Source organism: Rathayibacter sp. VKM Ac-2929 (genome assembly GCF_022815495.1).
GTDB lineage: Bacteria > Actinomycetota > Actinomycetes > Actinomycetales > Microbacteriaceae > Rathayibacter > Rathayibacter festucae.
This window is the reverse complement of sequence record NZ_JALGRV010000002.1, coordinates 417,779-437,310: the sequence shown is the minus strand read 5'-3', so window position 1 is coordinate 437,310 and position 19,532 is coordinate 417,779. Positions and strand designations below refer to the sequence as shown.

The following is a 19,532-nucleotide window of genomic DNA, read 5'->3' as shown; positions in this document are numbered from 1 at the left end:
CCAGATCAGCCTGACGTTAGAGACAGGAGTTGCCGACCCAGCGGCTCACTCAGCATTCGACTCGCCTCGACTGTGAGGTGATGAGCATCGCGATAGAGCAGAACGTTTCCGATAATCGGTCCGCAAACCGTGGCACTGCAGAGGTAATCGTTGACGTCGATCAAAGCAGCCCCCACTGCCGCGGCAGCTGCTGTCTCCGCTCGGTCTACGATCGGGTTCTCGGCTGCTGCACGCCTGACAGAACATTGCTCTGAGTCATCGAGGTGAACGGAAAGGCAGATCGCCGGCGAAGTCCCCATGAACGGCGTATCCCTGATCACCGCTGTCTTTTCTGCGCCTATTCGACTAATAGTCGACTCAACACCCTCACGCCATGAATCCGCGATGCTTTTATCGTCCGACGTCAGCACTTCCTGGCGCGAATAATTGGCGAGGATCAACAGTCCCACTTCTTCGCCGGCTAGCTTCGTCGTGACTTTCTCCCGCCACTCCGCACACGCGGAGTAAACATTGCCGAGAAGCTGAGTCGAGACGTCTGCGGAGGGGCATGCGGACTTGGTGTATGTCTCGAGTCTCACCCCGACTCTGTCGGCCCAATCCAAGAGAGCCGGGAACCATTGCGCCGCGTGAGAATCTCCGAAGAGCACCACTGTCTCAAGTGAGTCCGGATCCCCGAAGACACAGTTCTGCACGTCTGTAGCGGCGTAGTCGAGGTGGCAGCCGTCGGAATAGATGGCGGGATTCGATTGCTCGGCACCGCGAAGAGAAGGCACCATGTTGTCGGGAACCGACCCAGAGAACGAGGGCTGCGACGAGAACGAGACCGGTGCGGCTGACCTGCCGGAGTCGAGAGGCCTTGCGTCGGACACCACCCCACTTCCGAGGCTCGCCGCCGCGACGACAACGGATGTCACCAAGGCAGCGATGACTGACGCGCGTGGACGCGCGCGCGCAAGTGCGCCCCTCTTCTGTGCGGGCTCCTCGATGTACCGATGACTCAGCCAGGACAACGGAACCGTCAGAGCAGCGATCGCGAGGCCGGTCCAGATCGGAAGCGGTGTCAGCGATGCCGCCGCCGGGATCACGAGCAACGGCCAGTGCCACAGATACATCGAGTACGAGATCGTCCCCACGAACTGCAGGGGCCGTGCGCCGAGAGCCACGATCGGACCCCGCGGATGCTGAATGCGAGCGCTACCCGACCAGATGATCATCGCTGCGCCGACGGTCGGTACCAGCGCGGCGTAGCCCGGAAACAACGTGCTCGAGTCGAAGAGGGACCCTGCACCGAGGACGAGACCGAGACCGAGCCATCCCAGAACTGCGTTGACCGCCGAAGAGAACGGCGTGAACGACCGGGACACCGCTAACGCAACGAGTCCTCCCACGCCCAACTCCCACGCTCTCGTCGGCAAGCTGAAGAACGCCCACGGCTGCGAAATCGTCGTCAGAACGAGCCCCAGAGCGAAACTCAACGCTACGAGGGCTCCGATGACCAGGGAGAACCGCCGGCCCACGCCGCGGGTCAGGCGATAGACGAGCCAGAGTACGAGCGGCCAGAACAGGTAGAACTGCTCTTCGACCCCGAGCGACCAGAAGTGTTGGAACGGTGACGGCGCCGTCTCCGCCAAGTAGTCCGTCCCGACGTACGCGAAGAGCACGTTCGGCACGTACAGCGCCGACGCGGCAGCATCCCTCATGGCATCCCACACTCGTAGGGGCGGGAGAAAAACCAGCGACCCGATCACGGCGAAGACGAGCACGAAGAAGGCAACGGGGAGGATTCGCCTCACACGGCGCGCGTAGAACGACGCCAGGTCGAGACGTCCGTTCCGTTCGAGTTGAGTCAACAGGTGGCTCGTGATCAGGAATCCGGAGATTACGAAGAAGATGTCTACGCCGACGTAACCCCCACCGAGGAAGGGCACGCCGGCGTGATAGAGCACTACGAGTCCGACAGCGACTGCGCGAAGGCCGTGGATGTCCCGCCGGAAAGACGAACGAGCTGTGTTCACAGATGTTGCCGTCGCGACGATGTTCGGTCTCGCTTCCGCGAAGCGTCGATCGTCTCGCGCGCGCTTCGCTCGTAGCTCGCGCAGATACTCTCCCAGGAGTACTCCGCCCGACCGCGTTCGAACGCACTTCTGCTCAATCGGTCCTGCAGGACAGGGTTCGACAAGAGATTCTGCACGCCTTCGACGATGGCCTCGGTTGTCGGAGCGACGAAAAGCCCAGTTTCTCCGAGAACCTCTCGGTTGTACACCGTGTCGCGAGCGACCGTCGGGGCGGCGCAGGACATCGCCTGCACGAGCGCAGGGTTTGTGCCACCGACACTATGACCGTGAAAGTACGCTCCCGCGTGCGCCCACAGCGCGTACAGGCGACCATCATCGCTCACATGACCGAGCCAGTGGACGCGTGAGCTGGACTCTCCGAGTTGTCGAGCCTGCTCATCGAGAGGACCTCCGTAGCCGGTAGAACCCACAATCACCACGTCATGCGTCTCGGCGATGATCCGCGCAGCGTCGAGGAACTCGCTGACCGTGTTCTCCGGAACGAAACGAGCCACCATGAGGGCGTACTCGCGGTGGACGAGCGGAGCTTCGACCTCTCGCGCGACCGGAGCGTCGCCTCCGTACGGTATGAAGTCCCCGTCCCTACCGAACTCGTCGCGCCAACGCTGGCCGATCGCTCGTGCGTCGAAGACCAGTCGGTCTCCCCACCAGGCAGTCATCTTGGCGCCGGCGCGAAACATCGCTTTCGCGACCCGTCCCCATTTCGCGCGATCCCATTCGATCCCGTCTACGTTCACGAGAGTCGGAATCCCCCTGAGACGCAAGAGCGGTAGCCAGAAACCGTTAGCCACGTTCATGACTATTGCGACGTCCGGCTTTTTCCAAAAGGCATGTAATGTGGCCATCAAGCCATAGGACAGGGTGCTCAAAGATTTCGACTCGATACCTGGAGTCACGACGGTCCGCACACGGCGATCGATCTCAGGGTCGTCGGGCCGGGTCGAGCCATCGCGTCCGTAGACAGTGACATCCCATCCCTGCTCCGCCAGATACGGAGCGATTTTCCGCACAGCAGTCTCGAAGCCGCCGTAGTAGCTGGGGTAGCCGCGAGTGCCGATGATGGCGACGGAACGAGACACTCACTACCACTTTCGTCTGGCAATCAAGGATGAATAGATCGAGATCAGATCGCTGGCATGGCTCCACGACGCTTCCGTCGTTTCGAGCACCGGTGCTAAACCGGACTCGCACGACGGGCGCTCCGGCTTCTCCGATGTAGTCTATTGCATGACGAGGACAGCGAGAGTTCCTCAGCCGACCGTGGTAAGTGAGGCCCGCCATCCCCCGGGAAACGTGTTCTATGTCCTCCACAAAACCCCCTCTAAGAAGGGCCATCAAGTGACCCGAGTACTTCTCGCGCATCCCGGTGCGGAGCTCTACGGCAGCGATCGAATGGCAGTTGCGACCGTCGCTGCACTCACCCGAACGGGGTTCGAGGTGACCGTCGCCGTCCCGAACGACGGACCACTTCTGGATCTGTTCAGGGACGCGGGCGCGGATGTGGTGATCATCGCGCTCCCCGTTCTGAGGAAGTCGCTGCTCAGACCGCTGCAGCTCCTGAGGCTCGTCGCGACGATGCCGGCAACGCTGATCCGAGCCGTCGGCCTGATCCGTCGGTCCTCCGCGGACCTGCTCTACGTGAACACGATCACTCAGCCGTGGTGGATTGCAGCCGGACGTCTTGCCCGCATCGGGGTCATCGCTCACGTCAGAGAGGCAGAGTCCGAACTCTCGAACCTGCTCAAGCGCCTCCTCTCCCTTCCGCTCACGTTCGCTCACGCCATCCCCTGTAACAGTCGGGCGACCGAAGAGCACGTGCACCGCTTCGGGCTCTGGACCAAGTCCAAGACGTCTCTGCTGTACAACGGGAAAGATTGGTCGCGGTACCTGGAGGTCCCTCCGACGAGCACCGTGGCAGCGAAGGTGGTTCTGCTCCTCGTAGGAAGGATCAGCCCTCGCAAGGGAACGGACACCGCGGTCGAGGCCACCGCCATCCTCCGAGGCAGGGGCTACCCGGTCCACCTCACCCTGGTCGGGGATGTCTTCCCCGGCTACGAATGGTTTCCCGAGCAGCTCAGAGCTGACGCGCAACGATTGGAGATCGCTGACCACGTGGAGTTCGCCGGCTTCAGCCCCGACCCTGTCGGGGCGTTCGCTTCGGCGAACATCGTGATCGTGCCTTCTCGCGTGGAGCCGTTCGGAACTGTCGCAGCCGAAGGCATGGCCGCAGCACGTTGTACCGTGGTCGCTCGGACTCAAGGCCTTGTCGAGATCGTTGACAGCCCCGTGGTGGGCTCCACCTTTGAGCCCGGTGACGCGAAGGGGCTGGCTGATGCATGCGCTGCTCTGATCGAGGACCCCGAGGGCGCTACCCTGATCGCATCGGCGGGACGTGAGAGTGTTGTGGCTCGATTCTCGACCGAGGGATACGCGACCGAGACCGTGAAACTCGTCTCTGATCTTGTCAGGAGCCGGTGAGCCTATGCGAGTGTGCATCGTGTCGGTTCCGCTGACCGCGAGGAGCGGCGTCTACCGCTCGACGTACGATCTCGTGACGAGCGCACGGTCCAAGGGGCTGGACTGGCACGGCATCGTCGCCATGCGCCCAGGCGCTGCGGGCGGCCCGCCCGACACGACCGATGGCATCTTCGAGACGACCATCACTCAGCACGGTGCCTCACTCATTCCGGCGATCGAGCACCTTCTGCTCTCCCGACCCGAAGTGCGGACGGCGGACGTCGTGATCACCATGATCGGTCAGAGCGATGTCGCCATGACCCGGCTTCGATCGGGACTCCCCGGGCTCTGGGTCTCCTTCGTGCGTGGGCTGCCCTGGCCCGCAGCGGGAGAGGCCACTGTGATTCGGCGTCTAGTGCAGTTCCTCCTCGTCGCTCGCGCGATGCGTGCGGCTGATGAGGTCTGGGTGACCACCGCGGTGCTCGCAGCAGCGATCAGATCTGTACGTAAACCGATTCTCATTCCGGCCGGCGTACCGCACGCGGCGCGAACCTCTCACGGGGAGTTCGGCTCGGACGGGGATGCGATCTTCGCTGGCCGACTGGACGTCGACAAGCGACCGGCGTTCTTCACGGAGATCGTCCGCGCACTAGGCGTCAGAGCGAAGATCTACGGTCGTGGTCCACTGGAGTCCTCGCTTCAACAGACGCTGCCACCCAACGCGGAGCTGTGCGGTTGGACGGAGCCCGACAGACTGTGGGACGGTGCATCAGTCTTCCTTGGGACGTCCCTGCGCGAGGCCTTCGGGCGGAGCGCAGTCGAGGCAGCCCTTCGCGGCGTTCCGGTGATCCTCTCGAAGGACTACGGAGCAGCAGACTTCCTCTTCACCGACGAAGCCCTCGCTCGACAGTTCGTCCTCGATTCCGAGCCGATCGGGCCGTGGATCGCTGCGGTCAGGGGTCTCTACGGCGACCCGGAGCTCCGCCGTCGGGTCTCCGATCACGTTCGGGCGAATGCGCTGGAGCTCTCCATCGATAGATCGGTCGACAGGATCTGCGAGCGACTCGAGGTTCTACAGAAGGCTCGATGAGTGCTTCGGAGCTGGTTCTGCTCGCGCACAAACTCGGATCGGTGTGCTGCTGCCTGGTTCGGGTCGCCATCTGCGAGACGGCTCCACGCGGCCCTCGGAGGCTTCAAATCCACCGAGTACCCGACGAACGAGCGTTCACCTTCCGGAGATAGATTCCCGACGTGGGCGAAGAACAGAGAAGCCGGCGCCTGTTCCTAGGCCTCGCGGCAGCGGCGACGTTGGGTGTCGCGGCCGGAGCCGCAGACGTGAAGTTCCTTGGGAACCCCGAGCGCGACGCGCGTGTGCTCATCGTCGAAGAACAACCGGGAGACAGCCCGACCGCTAGATGGAAGGCAGCCATCAGTCGCGCGGTGGCCGACGGGCCCGGCTGCTACAGCCGGATCCTCGGAACCGCAGCCGAATACCGAATCACCGAGACGCTCGAGATCAGTGGACTGCAGGACATCACCATCTCCGGTCAGGGTGCCCGAAAGACGGTCTTCTCGAGCGCCAAGCTCGATGGACCTCTCGAAGCCGTGTTCTCGAACACCACGTCGGCCGCCGGCACCAGAGCAGTGAGATCCTTGTCGTTCGAAGACTTCTCCGTCGCAGGAGGGATGCGTGAGCTGACGGACGCGCAGGCAACAGAACGCCTCCGGGACAGCCGCCCTTGGCCCGCGGACGACGCCGGAGTCCTGAAGGCCGCGGTCAAGCTCATTGGGAATCGGGGACTCACCTCGGGCCGGGAGGTGAAGGACGTCAGCATCAGAGGGGTCCACGTCTACGGCACGAAAGAGCTTCCGATCGTAGTGTTCAACACCGATGGCCGCGTCGAGGTTTCGCACTGCAGATTCGAACGATGCAAAGACGTCGGATTCACGTTCAACGAGAACGTCTACTTCTGCGACAACGTCATCGTCTACTCAGCTGATAACGGAGTATCCGTCTCGCGAGGCAACGAGGGCGGACTTTGCCTGCGAAATAGGATATACAATTCCTTTTATAGCGGTATTCTCGTCGGCGGTAACATCGGAACTGCAGAGCGCGGACCAAATCATGTTCGGGTCGCTCACAACGTCGTCTCTAACGCAGGAGCGTACGGAATAGACCTCACCTTGGCTCCGCGCAACATCACAGTCACGCATAATCAGATCGAGGGTGCCCATCTCGGCATAGCGGTCTGCGGCTGGGTCTTCGACAAGGCAGCGACATATTCCAGGGGAACCAATAGGTTCACATGGACTGACGACTACACAGCAAAAAACATCGCGATTACGGAAAATCGCATCATCGACTCGACACGCGGCGGAATCGCAATATATCACGCTCAGGAGATCAGAGTGCAGAGCAACGTTATCTCCTTCTCGGATCACACGGGACGCCTCCGCGAGGACGCCGTCGCCGGACAAACCCTTTATGGGGTATCCAACCAGGGCAGATCCGACTCGGACCGCTCCACGTCTTCCGCCGTGACGATCCTGGCGAACGAGATCAGTGAAGAACGTCGTGATCGAGGAATCACCGACGGCGTCTATTTCGAGGGTAGTCCAGGATGGTCGGTGCGATCGAACGTGATCAGCGGAGCCGTTCGAGCGACCGAACCTCGCGCCGGTTAAGGACCGTCAGCCTTCGACCAATCAGACACACTCGCCAGGCGGCGAGGCTCCCTCTCGACATCTCGTTCAGCGCTGCTCCCTGCTCTATCTGCCGATGACAGCCAATGCGTTCCCGATAGCGGTGCGCCAGGCGGCTCGATGAACGACCACCATGACGGCGGAGTAGACCCCGAGGAAGAGAGGCAGGCCCACCGCGATGCGCGCGGCCGGATACAAAGGGATCAGATAGAGCAATAGATATGATCCCGCGGCCCACGTGGCGGCGTGCATCGCAGGGAGGAATGCGCCGAGTTGACGGCGCACGGGAAGCGCCGCCAGACGCCTTTGAATGAGGAGGATGACCGGCATCAGGGCTATACCAGCGATAGTGTACCCGACCGCGACACCGACCATTCCCCAGAAAGAACCGATGATGATCCCACTGATCTGAACGACACTCGCGAGGATGTTGAACCGGAGATGGATGTCAGCGCGTGCATATCCCAGCAAGACCGGCGCATTCACGGAGGTCACCGCCTGACGCGCGCCTGTCACAGCGAGCACGGCCAGCACCGGAACCGCTCCGATCCATGCCTCCCCGAGGAAGAGCTGGATGCCGTCGTACGACGCCACCGCGATGAAAAACATCAGAGGGAAGGAGATGAAGGCGATAGTCGCGGTGCTGCGTTGGATGAGGCGGGCGCCTTCACCAGGCACGTCTCTCACTCTCGCCAGGGCGGGGAAAAGTACACGCGTCACTGCCTGGCCGATCATCTGGACAGGCGTCAAGAGGACCCGATAGGCCAAGGAGTACAGCGCAAGATCGGTGGCGCCGAACAACTTGCCGACGAGCAGATTGTCGATGTTTCGCGAACCGAAGGAGAGCAGATTGCCGGCAAACACTTTGACACCGAAGTTCATCGTGTCTCGAAGTGTTCCGAGTGCCAGGTTCGGCAGAGGAGGGCGAGCCGCGATATACATGACAATGAGCGCAACAGCATCTGTAACCATCAGTTGAACAACGATCGACCAGAAGTCGAAGCCGGTCAGTGCGAGCACAACGCCCGAGACCCCGCCGACGGCAGCAGAAACGGTCTCAGCGACAGCGATGACTTTGAAGCGCAACATCCGCATCAACAGCATGCGAGGAACTATCGCGAAACCCTTCACGAGCAACCCGATCGCCATCACCGGAAGAACGACGACGAGCTGCGGTGTCTGAAGGAAGTCAGCCACCGGACCAGCGAGTGGGATCGTCGCTGCGCCCAAAAGAAAAGCGAGACCGATATTTATTGACGACGCGGCACCGACGAGAGTGCGATCGACCTTTTTCCTACTGATGAGGGCAGGAGTCAGGCCCTGATCGAGAAGGAGGGCAGCGAAGGCCATGTACACATTCGCCTGCGCCACCACACCATAACTCGCAGGTCCCAGGATCCGCGCAAGGATGACCGAGAAGACGATGATCTGGCCTTGGCGGCCGACAAGGGCCAGGATGTTGTAACGGACGTTGCGCGCTCCACCTCCTGGAGAATCGTCATCCCGATAGTCGTAGTCCGTCCTCACCTTGCCCACTGTCAACTGCGGCCACGACTGGCTAGCGCGACTGCCGGCTTCTGAGCGCTTGCACGTAGGTCCTGCAACTGGTCCTCGCTCAACATCGCCGACGTCGGGTCGGCAACCACGGTCTGAATCGTACGCCTCAGCCACTCCGGGTCGGCGTCCTCGATTCGGATCACCAGATGTCCAAGTCCCAGCGACTCGAAGAGCTCGATGGTCTTGAACTCGTAGGCGATCGCGATGACGGGCCGTCGTGAGATGAGCGCAAGGATCGCGAGATGCATGCGAGTTGCGACGACGAGTCTCGACTGCGCTATCTCCTCGAGCAGCTGCCGCGGCGTGTGGAAGTCCTGGTCGACGATGACCGGGAGTCCCCGGAAGAAGTCGAGCGCTACGGCGGAGTCGTCGTACGCGTAGCTGGGAACCCCCTGGCAGGTCGACAGGGCGACAGCTTCGATTCGCAGATCGTGGATGGTGCGGATGCCCTCGCGCATCATCTCTCGGTAGGCGTTGGACGACATCTCTCCCGAGTCGACACCTCGGCCCCATTCGCGCACCGACACCAGGGCCCTGCCGCCGGCCGTCGCGCGAGCGTCTTCCTCTCCCATGGACCAGCCCTGGGCGTCAGGGCCGGTAGCGCGGAGTGTGTCGAGCGCGAAGACGACATCGGAGACGACGTCACCGACGACACCGCCGACATCGATACGTCCCCACGCATCTGAGGATCGCTGATCGCGGAAGTAGACACCCGCGACCAGCTCACTGATCCGCGTCGCCTGCGCGGCGGCTCTCGGACGTGCGAACGGGCCCATCGACTGCGTCCACAGGATGAGCTCTTTCCCGAGCGCACGAACGATCTCCGACTCCAGCACCCTCGGTGCGAAGTTGTAATGGTCGACCAGGTAAGTACCGCCGCTCGATATCACGAGGTCGCATGCCGACAGGGCGCGAAAGGAACGCGCGTACTCGGTCCAGGCCAGAAGAGGAGAAGCAAGTAACCTCTCGAGAAGCGGATCACGCCGGACGAGTCGCCGTCCCAGAGATGCTCGGACTCTCTGGAGGGGGATTCCGAGTCGTGCAGGCTTCCTACGCTTCGCCACGGTGAGCTGCTGATAGATCGTCCACTCCGGGTAGAGCCTCCTCGTGACAGCCGCATTCGCGTCGAACACGATGACGTCGTCTGAGGAGCACACGCCCGCATGGACCAGCGAGTCGATGATCCCCTGGAAGATCGCCGCGTCGCCCGTGTTGGACAGCACGGCGTTAGTGATAGCAATTTTCATCTAGCAGGTCCTCGAAAGTTCAGTGCGTGCAGTGGTCAGGATCGAAAGGCAGGGCGGAGCGCCCCTCGGTGGTCGAAGCGGCTCGGCACCGCTAATTTTCCGTCCGGTTCGGCGAGCACCGCCCCTTCCCTCGGGGTGAGCCAGAAGACCGTGATCAGGAGGAGTGCGACCGGCCAGACGAGGGCGTCGAACGAGAAGAACATGATCGCTACCAGCACGAGCGAAGGCGTGAAGGCACGTGAGCCTCGAACGATGGCGTTAACGAAGAGGCCGACAACGGCCAGCAGCCCGATCACGCCGGTGGTCACCAGCGACGTGACGACCTGGTTGTCGGGCACATCCAGTCCGTCGTTCTGCAGAAGACCCTCGGCGTAAGCGCGAGACAGCGAATTGAACCCTGTACCGAACAGCCAGCGAAGCGGATCCTCTTGGGCGAGAAGGCGAGGAATAGCCTCGATAGCTCCTTGCCGATGAGTGTAGGACCCGGAATTGACCAGATAGTCCGTCGAGTCGTCCAGGGCGCTGAGAAGGCCGGGGAAGAGCAGCACGGTGAAGGCGGTCCCGATCAGAGCGATGAAGGCGTTCCTCAGACGCGTGACGGCTGAGCGAGCGATGACGATGAAGAGATAAACCAGTGTCACGCTCAGAGCGACGACTGCACTGCGCGTTCCCGAGAGCACGAGCATCGTGACCCCTACCAGGCCGAAGACGATTCGCCAGCGTCTCGCGAGGGCCAATGACATGTCGACCGCGAAGAGGATCACAATGCAGGCGATCATCCCGTAGATGATCGGATGGCCGAGCGAGCCGAGAACGCGGAAATCTCCCGATCCGAGGAACGTGTTTCTGAGGCCGGGTCCTTCTGTCCGCCCGACGAGCGCCCACAGAGGTCCACGACCGGTTTGGAGTTCGATGACACCGAGTATCACTTCGAACACCGCGAGGCCGAAGATGCCGAACATGAATGTCCGCACGTCCTCCCGAGTGAACCGGAGGGTACACACTGCCGCTGCGACCAGAAAGGCGAGAAGGAAGACGAGGAATTGGGCCGCCGTGGTCTGGCCGCCGATGGACGACGCAACAGTGATCAGCACGTACGAGGTGAACAACCACGCACCGGCACGAATCTGCCCCGAATTCGGCACGCTCGGTCGAGCTGATCTGAAGAGAACCAATATCATGACGATCGTCGCTGCTGCCAGCCCGATGACCCGGACCGTCGACGTCGAATTGATCGGGCTGAGCACCGCGACCGAGAACAGAGCGAGTGTCGCCGCCCATCCCCGCGCCTCGACCACGTCGACGGCATAGATGGACCCCAGCGCCCAGATCGACACGAAAACAGCAACAAGCCCGGTGGAGTCGATTCCGGCTGCGAGGTAGAAGACTCCGAAGACTATGAACGGGCTTGACCAGAGGGCGAGTCGCTGCACACTTTTCGTTGTCGCGAGAGAGGCACCAGCCGCCGGACCCGCGTCGTTCACGGGTCTCGATCTTCCCACCGGTCGAAGGCTATTGCGAGAGCTCATGGTCGATCATCTTCCGTGCGGCTTGTTGTCAAGAGACCTTGATCCGAGTGATGGTCGACCTTAGACGATCGCGTCATCAGCTCGGAACGCCGATGACTCGATCGTAGATCGACTCGAGCTTCCTGGTCTGCTCAGCAATGTCGTACTCGTCGAAGAGTGTCCGCCGCAGAGCTGCAGCTGCACTGTTTCGAAACGCCGCATCGCTGAGCATCCTTTCGAGATTCACCGTCAGCGAGTCGATGTCGCCCTCCGGCGAGAGGAGACCGGACTCGCCGCTCGCAACGAACTCTGGGATCCCGGCATGCTGAGTCGACACGACGGCGGCCGAGTGCAGCGCTGCTTCGAGAAGAGAGATTGGCAAGCCCTCGGTGTCTCCATCCGAAGCCGTCTTGGAGGGAGCGCAGAACACAAGGCTCGATGCGAGGTGCACTGCGACCTCCTCTGAACCCAGACGACCCAGGAAGCGCACATCGGGAAGACCGAGCCGATCGGCCTGCCGACGGAGCTCGCCCTCAAGCGGACCGTATCCGACGATCGTCAGCGGAACCGATTCGCGGAGCGCGGAAGGCAGCCGGTCCATGGCGTTCAAGAGGTCCGAAACACCCTTCTTCTCGACGAGCCGCCCGACGAAAAGCACGCCGGCACGTCGCTGGTCCGCCTTCACAGCTCGCAGCGGGATACCGATCCGATGGACGATGACCTTCTCCTCCGGAGCTCCCAGCTCGATCAGCCGGCGTCGGATGTGCTCGGAAACCGCAATGAGGGTAGAGGACTGGTCGAAGAGGCGACCCAGATTGCGGCGGTAACGCCGACCCACCGCTCCAGGAAGAAGTGGGTCACCGGTCACGTCCTTCCCGTGGAACGTCACGACAAGCGGAACGTCCAGACGCCGAGCGAGGGAAGCGGCCGCTATCCCACCACCAGCGAAGTGAGCGTGGATGAGTCGAACGTTGTTCTTATGAGCCTCACGGTCGTACACCCCGGGGTAGCCGAAGCGGGCGAGGATCTTCCTCAGCACCAGTCCGGCCTTCGAGTCCGGGAAGGGCGCACAGTCGACCGGCATCGGCAAACCGTCAGCCATGACGCTGATCCCGAAGAGCACCGGCCGCCACTGCTGCATCGCAGCGACTTGATCCCTCACGAAGGTCTCTGATGGCGACAGCCAACTGTTCTTCCAGACGACCGCAGCAGGACGCCCGTCGCCGTCCCGTCGGTCGAGCGCTTCGATCGGCAGTTGAGCCCCCTCGATTCGTGCCCCGCGGCGCGGAGACGTTCCAACCACTCGCCGTTGAGCACCAAACTGCGCCAGCTTAGCCGAGTACTCAACCGACGAGGCCGCTGGTGCAGCGGCGTTGTGCACCACCACTCCTCACGCCTGCCGGCTGATCGAGATGAAGGGACGAACGTCCGCGTCTGCCTCGTTCGAGCGAAGAGACACCTCACCGCCTTCAACGCTGACCTTTGTCACAGCGACACATACAGCTCCCGTGCCGCTCTCGACAGCGGACTTCAATTGACTCGTCACATCCGCCCGGATCCAACGCTCTTCGTAGCCGACCCCGCCGCGAGCGATCTCGGCGATGATGGCCGGCCGCCGGTTCCAGTCGATTCCACCCTGAGTGAAGTTCTCGCTCGAGCTCACCGCCACAACGCTCTGCCCTCCAGCCGCGGACCGGCGAGCAGAGACGAAGAGTGTCGCGGTCGCGATGGTCTCCAGCTGAAGATCCGGCGGCAGCGCGAAGCGCAAATAGGCTTCGAGGGCGCCCCTCGATGCTGTAGCAGTGTTGACGCGTAGCGTGGTCTCACCGGAGCGGTCGCGTCCGGAGCCCGCCACCTCCTCGACGTAGGTGTCCACTGCAGCGCTCAGGCGACTCTCCTTCGATGGTTCGACGTCCAGCTCCAATACCGGAGCCGTGACGTTCTCCTTGCTCTTGATGAACACCGCCATGCCTAATCCACCGGGAGGGTTGTCCTCCGTCAACGCGAACGACGCCTCCAGCATCCCGGCCTGCTGCGTGAAATGAGTCGAGACATCAATCACCCGCTGAACGTTGAGATCCGCGTCCAACGTCGTCGAGCCCAGCGCGGGACCGATGGCCGGCTTCGTACTCCAAGTCACTGTGGAAGGGTCCCACTCGCCGGTGATCGCGTGAGCTGTCACCACAGCTGTCGGCTCGGCATCGAGCGTCCCGCCGACAAATCGAAGTCGCGCGCCGATGATGTTGCCCGACACCGCCGCGAGGTCGAATCGCAGATATGCTTCCCTGTTCCGAGCCGGATCGTTCTTGCGGTATTTGACCGCGAGGCTCGTCGAGGTCTGATAGTTCGTCGTTGGGTTCCCTCGGTCGACGTGTGCGTCTCCTGCCACGGGAACGATGTGGACGGACGAGTCGGCCACGGTGACAGCGACTCGGCTCCACGTGCACCGACGCTCCGGGGAACGCCTGATGACCCCGATTGTCGCTTCGCCTCGCGCGATTCCGAGTACTTCACCGCTGGAACTGACCTTCGCAATGGTCGGGTCGGATGTTGAGTACTCGGTCACCATCTTGGCTGACGAGGCCCGACTCTCAACCGAGACGGCGATCGTCGTCGTCTCGCCCACGGCGATCGTCTTCGACTCAGCAGCCGCAGAGAATGACAGAGCACCGTAGTCCGGCGTGACAGCCATCGGCACTGCACGGTCGAAGATGCGGACGTCCCGTACTTTATGTTTTGCAGTCACGATCGAATTGATCTCGGTTGATCGCATCAGGAGACGTACGAACCGTCCTACGACGGCGGTGAAGGCGTAATTCTCCTCCGAAGACCTAGTCGAAGACGTCGATTTACCACTGTAGACCTTCGACCAGGAGAGCTCGTCGGGCGATACGAGAATTTCGAACACGGTCGACCGAATGGTCGCGGGATCACCGTACTGACTGCTCTCACTGGGAAACCAGTCCACGGAGACACTTCCGATGGTCTTCTGTCCGCCGATGTCGTACTGCAGCCATGCGTCCGCCCTGTTTCGCTCAAATGCGGATGCATTCGTGGCGTCGATCGTGTTCGAAACGTCGTGTCCGGAGTCGCTGCTGATCTGCTTAACCCCGCTGATCGCGTGCGATCCGCGAGTGAAGTTGAATACATAGTCCGTAGCAGACCGTCCCGACTCCTTCGCTGTCACTCGTCCCGTGCCTGGTACAGACGTGGGCTGCACGACTGTCACAGACGCACCTGTGGCCGCGAGCTTGGGAAGGCCTCCTCCGATCCCAACCTCGAGTTCGTATGAATATGTGTCCGATCGGAAAGAAGCCAGTTTCTTACTGTTCACTGACACAGAAGTTGCGCGCGCGGGAGCCCCGCTCGGAAGGTTCGATGACCATTCTTGAAGAGGACGCGGCACAACGGCCGCAGCATTTGTCATTCCGGTTCGCACAGGAGTGAGCTGGACTGCGATCCTGTACTCGGACCGGCCGGAATACTGGATGGCGAGACGACGGACGTCGTCATTGGCCGTCTGCCCATCCGGATTGGACATCGAAGGCATCGGTTCCGCCGGCAGATCTACGAACTGTCCCGCGTCTCCGACGATCCGAGCGAGAAGCTTCTGATCGCCACGCGACAGAGTCGCCGACTTACCGTCAGCGGCGATGGCGATGACTGCCTTCGTGTGCATCAGCCACCACACCTCGAAGACCGACCCCGAGCTGACCTCGTCCTCCACTAGAAGCTGCCGGCGCTGATCGAAGAGGCGAAAACCCCGCAACCACTTCGTCACGACAGGTTGCGCGGACGAGAGGTCGGCTATTGCGATTCCCTCTTCCGGCGTGAAGATCGTAGTCGTATATTTCGTCGTACTCTTCGCGACCTGATCCGGGCCCGGACGCGGATTGAAGACAAGAGTGTTGTGACCCTCAGCTTTTTTCCTGTAGTAGAAGAAGCGGTTGACCGTTTCTGCAGTCGCCGAGCCCATTCCTGGCAGGTCGTAATTCTCGATCCCGAGGTCCAATGCCCACTGCTGCCCACGCGCCGAGAAGACGAAGTGCCCTGAGTCGGCGTCTGCGTGGCTCGAGGCCGGCGTTCCAGCCTTGACTGCCACCCAAGCTGCGAGCGGCTGCTCCCAGCTCTGGCGCATGGAGACTACCTGACCGTTGAGGAAGGACCGATCGAGAGGCAGCGTCCCGGAGACGGGATTCACCGTCACGGCCTGAGGCTGATACCACAGGAGCGCCTTGGTATCCACGATCTCCGCCTCAGCGGGAGTGTCATACTCCGAATACCAGTCGTAGAGCGGACGATTGAAGATCGCTCCCAAAGCGTGAAGCTCGGGACTCCGATAGCGCGACGATTGCTCTCCCGCGTCCCCGAAGTTGAAGGACGTATCGCCGCTCGGGCTGGTGAGATGGATCGGCATGAGGCCGGAGTCGGAGAGGCCAACGATCGAATCCAGACCGCGGTACCCGCCGGTCACGCTGCGGAGCGCCGCCATGAACGTCGCCAAGTACCCCACACCGTAGACGAAGTAGGCGAGGCCCTCAGCGAAGCCGCCGTCCGGCGCGAGCTGACCGGCACCAGCTGACAATCGAGACACCGCGTTGTCGAGGACGTATTGCACGGTGGCGGAATCAGTCACATCACCCTGAACGGCCAGCGACCCCAGGCCGAAACCGGCGTTCGTCACGAGCGTCCTGTTCGTGCCGTCCTCGAGAAACGTTCCGGCGGTACCGGAGGAGTAGAGCGCCGCCGCCGGCCTCAGTGCCTTCTGCAGTAGCGCTGTTTGAAGAAAAACTCTTCGCTCCGGGCTCCAGTAGGGATACATCCAGTCGTACGCGACAGCGAAGGCATGCGACAACTCTGCGGTATCGAGAAGGTGACGCGTGTTATTCCAATCAGGAAAGTTCCCCGCGGCCTCCAGCTCCTTCCACAGCCTCTCCCCGAGCTGAGCCTTGGTCGCCTCATCTGCCGCGAAGTGGTACGCGAAAATGAGTTTGTAGGTCCTGTCGAGTACTGAACGAGCTTGCTCGAGCATACGAACGCCATCGGAAACCCCGTAACTAGGGAGAGGATTGGTAGAGATATCCGAGAGAGCCTTTGCCTGAAAGATCAGCACACTTGCTGTAGTTCCGAGCCTCTTATCAGTAGCAGCCCTCGCTCGAAGATCGTCGAAGAAGGATCCGGTCACGATCAGACGAGGATGAACTTCGTCGGCCTCTGCGCGCGGAGCATCGAGCGCATCGCCGGCTGCCGCGAGGAGCACCGTTGCCAGTCCGCCGCCAAGAAACGTCCGCCGTGGGAAATCGAAGCGGGAGTTCGGTTCCACAGGTCACCTCTGAGATGATGTGAGCGTTTGCTCATCCCTGATGAAATCGCGAGACGTCGATTTCGGCGGCCCCCGGACAGGTCGGAGAGACATGAATCTGGCTCGAATTCCCTCCGCCCGTGAGCCGCTGAGCGTCTCTCATCGTCACCGGCCTCTGAACGAGGGGCCGACGCATGACTCATCGCTTCGGAGCTCAGCGCCGCCCGAGATGTGTCTCCGAGCGACGGTGCAAACCGTGAAGACGGTCTCCCCCAGCCAGTGTCAGCCGCGCTCAACAACCGAGAGGTGAGCCAAATGCTCGAAGAAGGAATCGATCGACTCGCGCAAGCTCGAGTCCGGTAGCCCCGTGCGGTCGGCGATGTCCGTCACGACTGTGTTCAGAGTCGTGGGGACCTCGATCGCCACCCAGAGCTCGTGGGCAGTACCGGTCAACACAATCGGCGCCAGTCTGCTCGGCGCCGCACTCAAACCCAGGACATAAGTGGAAGTGCCTTCGACGTAGGCAACTGCATCCGCTCGCTTGAGTGACAGGAAGGAGCCGTCCCGGCCTCTCCTCTCCTTGACAACTGGGACTCGATCTTCCGAGCAATCAGTTGAAGCCACGACCTCCGGAACAGACGATTTCGCCGCAGCCTGCACGATGCCGGTCGCCGTCGTCCTCGGGCTTATCTTGGCGACCACAGAGGGCTGCCGTTCGTCCCTCGCCTCGCCGACGATGCGGATCGCGGCGGGGAGGGCACTGATTGCCGCAAGGGCCCGTCGAACACGTAGACGTGCTCGCGAGCCAACACCGTCGGCGGCCGTCGGATGATCGAGTTCCAGGTCCCGCCTGGTCGGGAAGACAGCCCTGGCCATGAAGCGAAAACGAGCCGCACCGCTTGCATCACTGATCAGGAGGAGCCAGCTCGCCGCTCTGTTCAGCTCGGTGGACTTCACCTTCCACCGCAAATACTCGGCGGACGGCGTGTCTGGAGCCATGACGGGAAGGCCAATATCCGTGAGGAAAGGGACTAACGGCTCCTCGCATCCGAGATCTTGTACCAAAGAGATCAGACAAGACCGTTCGGCAACTGTAGGATAATGCGCTCGTACAGCCTCGACCGCCCAGTGGTACTCCTGCTGCTGCCTGGAGAAGTACATCGAACGCAGCGAATGGAGGACAGCAATCAGAAGACTCGTGTCGAAATCGGCGATCGTGATGGGTCGACCGGCGATCTCCATGGACGTCCGGTTCCGCCACAGGACCTCGAACAGCTGCATGTCCGAAGCGAAGACTCCCGGGTAGGCGTGGTGGACGTCGATGTCCAGGGGCCACCCGCTGTTCGCGAGACTGACAGAGTGAGTGACGAACGCCTCATGAGCAGCAGAGCCCGGCCGCCGCTGCCATCCGTAGATCTCCAGCGCTGCGACGTAGTCGTCGAATCTCGTCGGATCGACCAGAACATCGACGTCGCTCGACACCCTCTCTGGACGAAGACCATGGTGATTCGCGATCGGCCCCTTGATGAAGACGACGCGGATGCCTCTCTCGGAGGCGATGTGCTGCGCCAGGGCATGAGCGAGTTCGACAGCCACTTTCAACGGCAGATTGACCGCTTCGCGCGGCGTGCCGTTGTCCATGGATGGGCCCTTCGATCAGCAGGCTCTCCCGCCTAGCGGAATGAGCCCGATCTCGATGATACGGGCGTCCCCGAAACTTGAGGAGACAGGCCCCCGATGGCGGAGCTCCGCCGAGGCGGGATCTATGAGGATCGTCGCCTCAACCGAGTTGGTGCAAGTGGGGACAGACCGGCCCCTCAGCGCACCGCCACCGTCGACCGATCGCGCCCGGTCAGGTCCCGCTGCGTCGTCGCCCCGCGCCAGCCGTCGGCCGTCAGCAGCGCGCGGATCTCCGCCCCCTGCAGCTCGCCGTGCTCGATGACGAGCACTCCCCCGGGCCGGAGCAGCCGGAGCGCCGTCCGCGAGAGCGAGCGCACGACGTCGAGCCCGTCCTCGCCGCCGTAGAGCGCGGCCGGCGGGTCGTAGCGCTGCACCTCGATGTCGCGCGGGATGGCGGCCGACGGGATGTACGGCGGGTTGGAGACGACGACGGAGACGGTGCCGTCGAGCTCGGGCAGCGCGTCCGCGAGGTCGACGAAGACGATGCGGGCGTTCTCCAGGCCCAGGCGGTCGCGGTTGCCGCGCGCCCAGAGGAAGGCGTCGACGGAGTTCTCGACGCCGATCACCCGCGCGTGCGGGACCTCGTGCGCGAGCGCGAGCGCCAGCGCTCCACTGCCGGTGCCGAGGTCGACCGCGATGGGCGACTCGTCCGCGACGGCACGGAGGGCGTCGATGGCGAGCTGCGCCACTCCCTCCGTCTCGGGCCGCGGCACGAAGACGCCGGGACCGACCGCGAGCTCGAGCGAGCGGAACGGCGCGACGCCGGTGATGTGCTGGAGCGGCTCCCGCGAGGCCCGGCGCTCGATCGCGTGATCGTAGGCGTCGCGGGTCGTCTCGTCGAGCGAGAGACCGGTGATCAGCCGCGCCTGGAGCGACCCGCGGCCGAGGCCGAGCAGGTGGCCGAGCAGCAGCTCGGCGTCGACGTCCGGGGTGGGCACGCGCGCCGCGGTCAGCCGGGCGACGGCGTCCGCGAGGAGCGCACGCGCGTCGAGGACCATCGTCA

The 19,532-nt window shown here is 62.5% G+C and carries 12 protein-coding genes; 3 read left to right on the top strand and 9 right to left on the bottom strand.

Features of this window, described 5'->3' with window-relative positions:
- Positions 1-5 precede the first annotated feature (5 nt).
- Both MT355_RS06595 and MT355_RS06590 read right to left on the bottom strand, forming a co-directional pair.
- Entirely contained in the window at positions 6-2,015 is a 2,010-nt protein-coding gene (locus MT355_RS06595) for an acyltransferase family protein (protein ID WP_308197312.1), read from the bottom strand.
- The gene (locus tag MT355_RS06590) at positions 2,012-3,154 is read right to left on the bottom strand and encodes a glycosyltransferase (RefSeq protein ID WP_243598948.1); all 1,143 of its coding nucleotides are present in this window, start codon (positions 3,152-3,154) and stop codon (positions 2,012-2,014) included. Before MT355_RS06590 ends, MT355_RS06595 begins: the two co-directional genes overlap by 4 nt.
- A gap of 148 nt (positions 3,155-3,302) precedes the next feature.
- Here MT355_RS06590 and MT355_RS06585 point away from each other — a divergent pair, with 148 nt between their 5' ends.
- From MT355_RS06585 to MT355_RS06575, 3 genes are all read left to right on the top strand, one after another.
- Entirely contained in the window at positions 3,303-4,553 is a 1,251-nt protein-coding gene (locus MT355_RS06585) for a glycosyltransferase (protein WP_243598947.1), read from the top strand.
- A 19-nt stretch (positions 4,554-4,572) separates the two neighbouring features.
- Positions 4,573-5,622 (top strand): glycosyltransferase family 4 protein, encoded by a 1,050-nt coding sequence (locus MT355_RS21555; protein WP_243598946.1) that lies wholly within the window; start codon positions 4,573-4,575, stop codon positions 5,620-5,622.
- Between the two features lie 161 nt (positions 5,623-5,783).
- Positions 5,784-7,217: a right-handed parallel beta-helix repeat-containing protein gene (locus MT355_RS06575; protein ID WP_243598945.1), complete on the top strand. Its 1,434-nt coding sequence runs from the start codon at positions 5,784-5,786 to the stop codon at positions 7,215-7,217.
- Positions 7,218-7,301: 84 nt separating this feature from the next.
- Here the strand turns inward: MT355_RS06575 and MT355_RS06570 are convergent, their stop codons facing one another.
- The 7 genes from MT355_RS06570 to prmC all read right to left on the bottom strand — a co-directional run bounded on the left by MT355_RS06570 (position 7,302) and on the right by prmC (position 19,527).
- Positions 7,302-8,762: a lipopolysaccharide biosynthesis protein gene (locus MT355_RS06570; protein ID WP_243598944.1), complete on the bottom strand. Its 1,461-nt coding sequence runs from the start codon at positions 8,760-8,762 to the stop codon at positions 7,302-7,304.
- A gap of 11 nt (positions 8,763-8,773) precedes the next feature.
- Positions 8,774-10,015 (bottom strand): polysaccharide pyruvyl transferase family protein, encoded by a 1,242-nt coding sequence (locus MT355_RS06565; RefSeq protein ID WP_243598943.1) that lies wholly within the window; start codon positions 10,013-10,015, stop codon positions 8,774-8,776.
- A gap of 59 nt (positions 10,016-10,074) precedes the next feature.
- On the bottom strand, positions 10,075-11,523 hold the full coding sequence (locus MT355_RS21550; RefSeq protein ID WP_243598942.1) for an O-antigen ligase: 1,449 nt from the start codon (positions 11,521-11,523) through the stop codon (positions 10,075-10,077).
- 121 nt (positions 11,524-11,644) lie between these two features.
- Positions 11,645-12,928: a glycosyltransferase gene (locus tag MT355_RS06555; RefSeq protein ID WP_243598941.1), complete on the bottom strand. Its 1,284-nt coding sequence runs from the start codon at positions 12,926-12,928 to the stop codon at positions 11,645-11,647.
- A gap of 9 nt (positions 12,929-12,937) precedes the next feature.
- On the bottom strand, positions 12,938-16,870 hold the full coding sequence (locus MT355_RS06550; RefSeq protein ID WP_243598940.1) for a DNRLRE domain-containing protein: 3,933 nt from the start codon (positions 16,868-16,870) through the stop codon (positions 12,938-12,940).
- Between the two features lie 261 nt (positions 16,871-17,131).
- Positions 17,132-18,490: a nucleotidyltransferase family protein gene (locus MT355_RS06545; protein WP_243598939.1), complete on the bottom strand. Its 1,359-nt coding sequence runs from the start codon at positions 18,488-18,490 to the stop codon at positions 17,132-17,134.
- Between the two features lie 176 nt (positions 18,491-18,666).
- A complete protein-coding gene (gene prmC, locus MT355_RS06540; RefSeq protein WP_243599283.1) occupies positions 18,667-19,527 on the bottom strand; it encodes a peptide chain release factor N(5)-glutamine methyltransferase in 861 nt (286 codons plus the stop codon).
- Between the last annotated feature and the right edge of the window lie 5 nt (positions 19,528-19,532).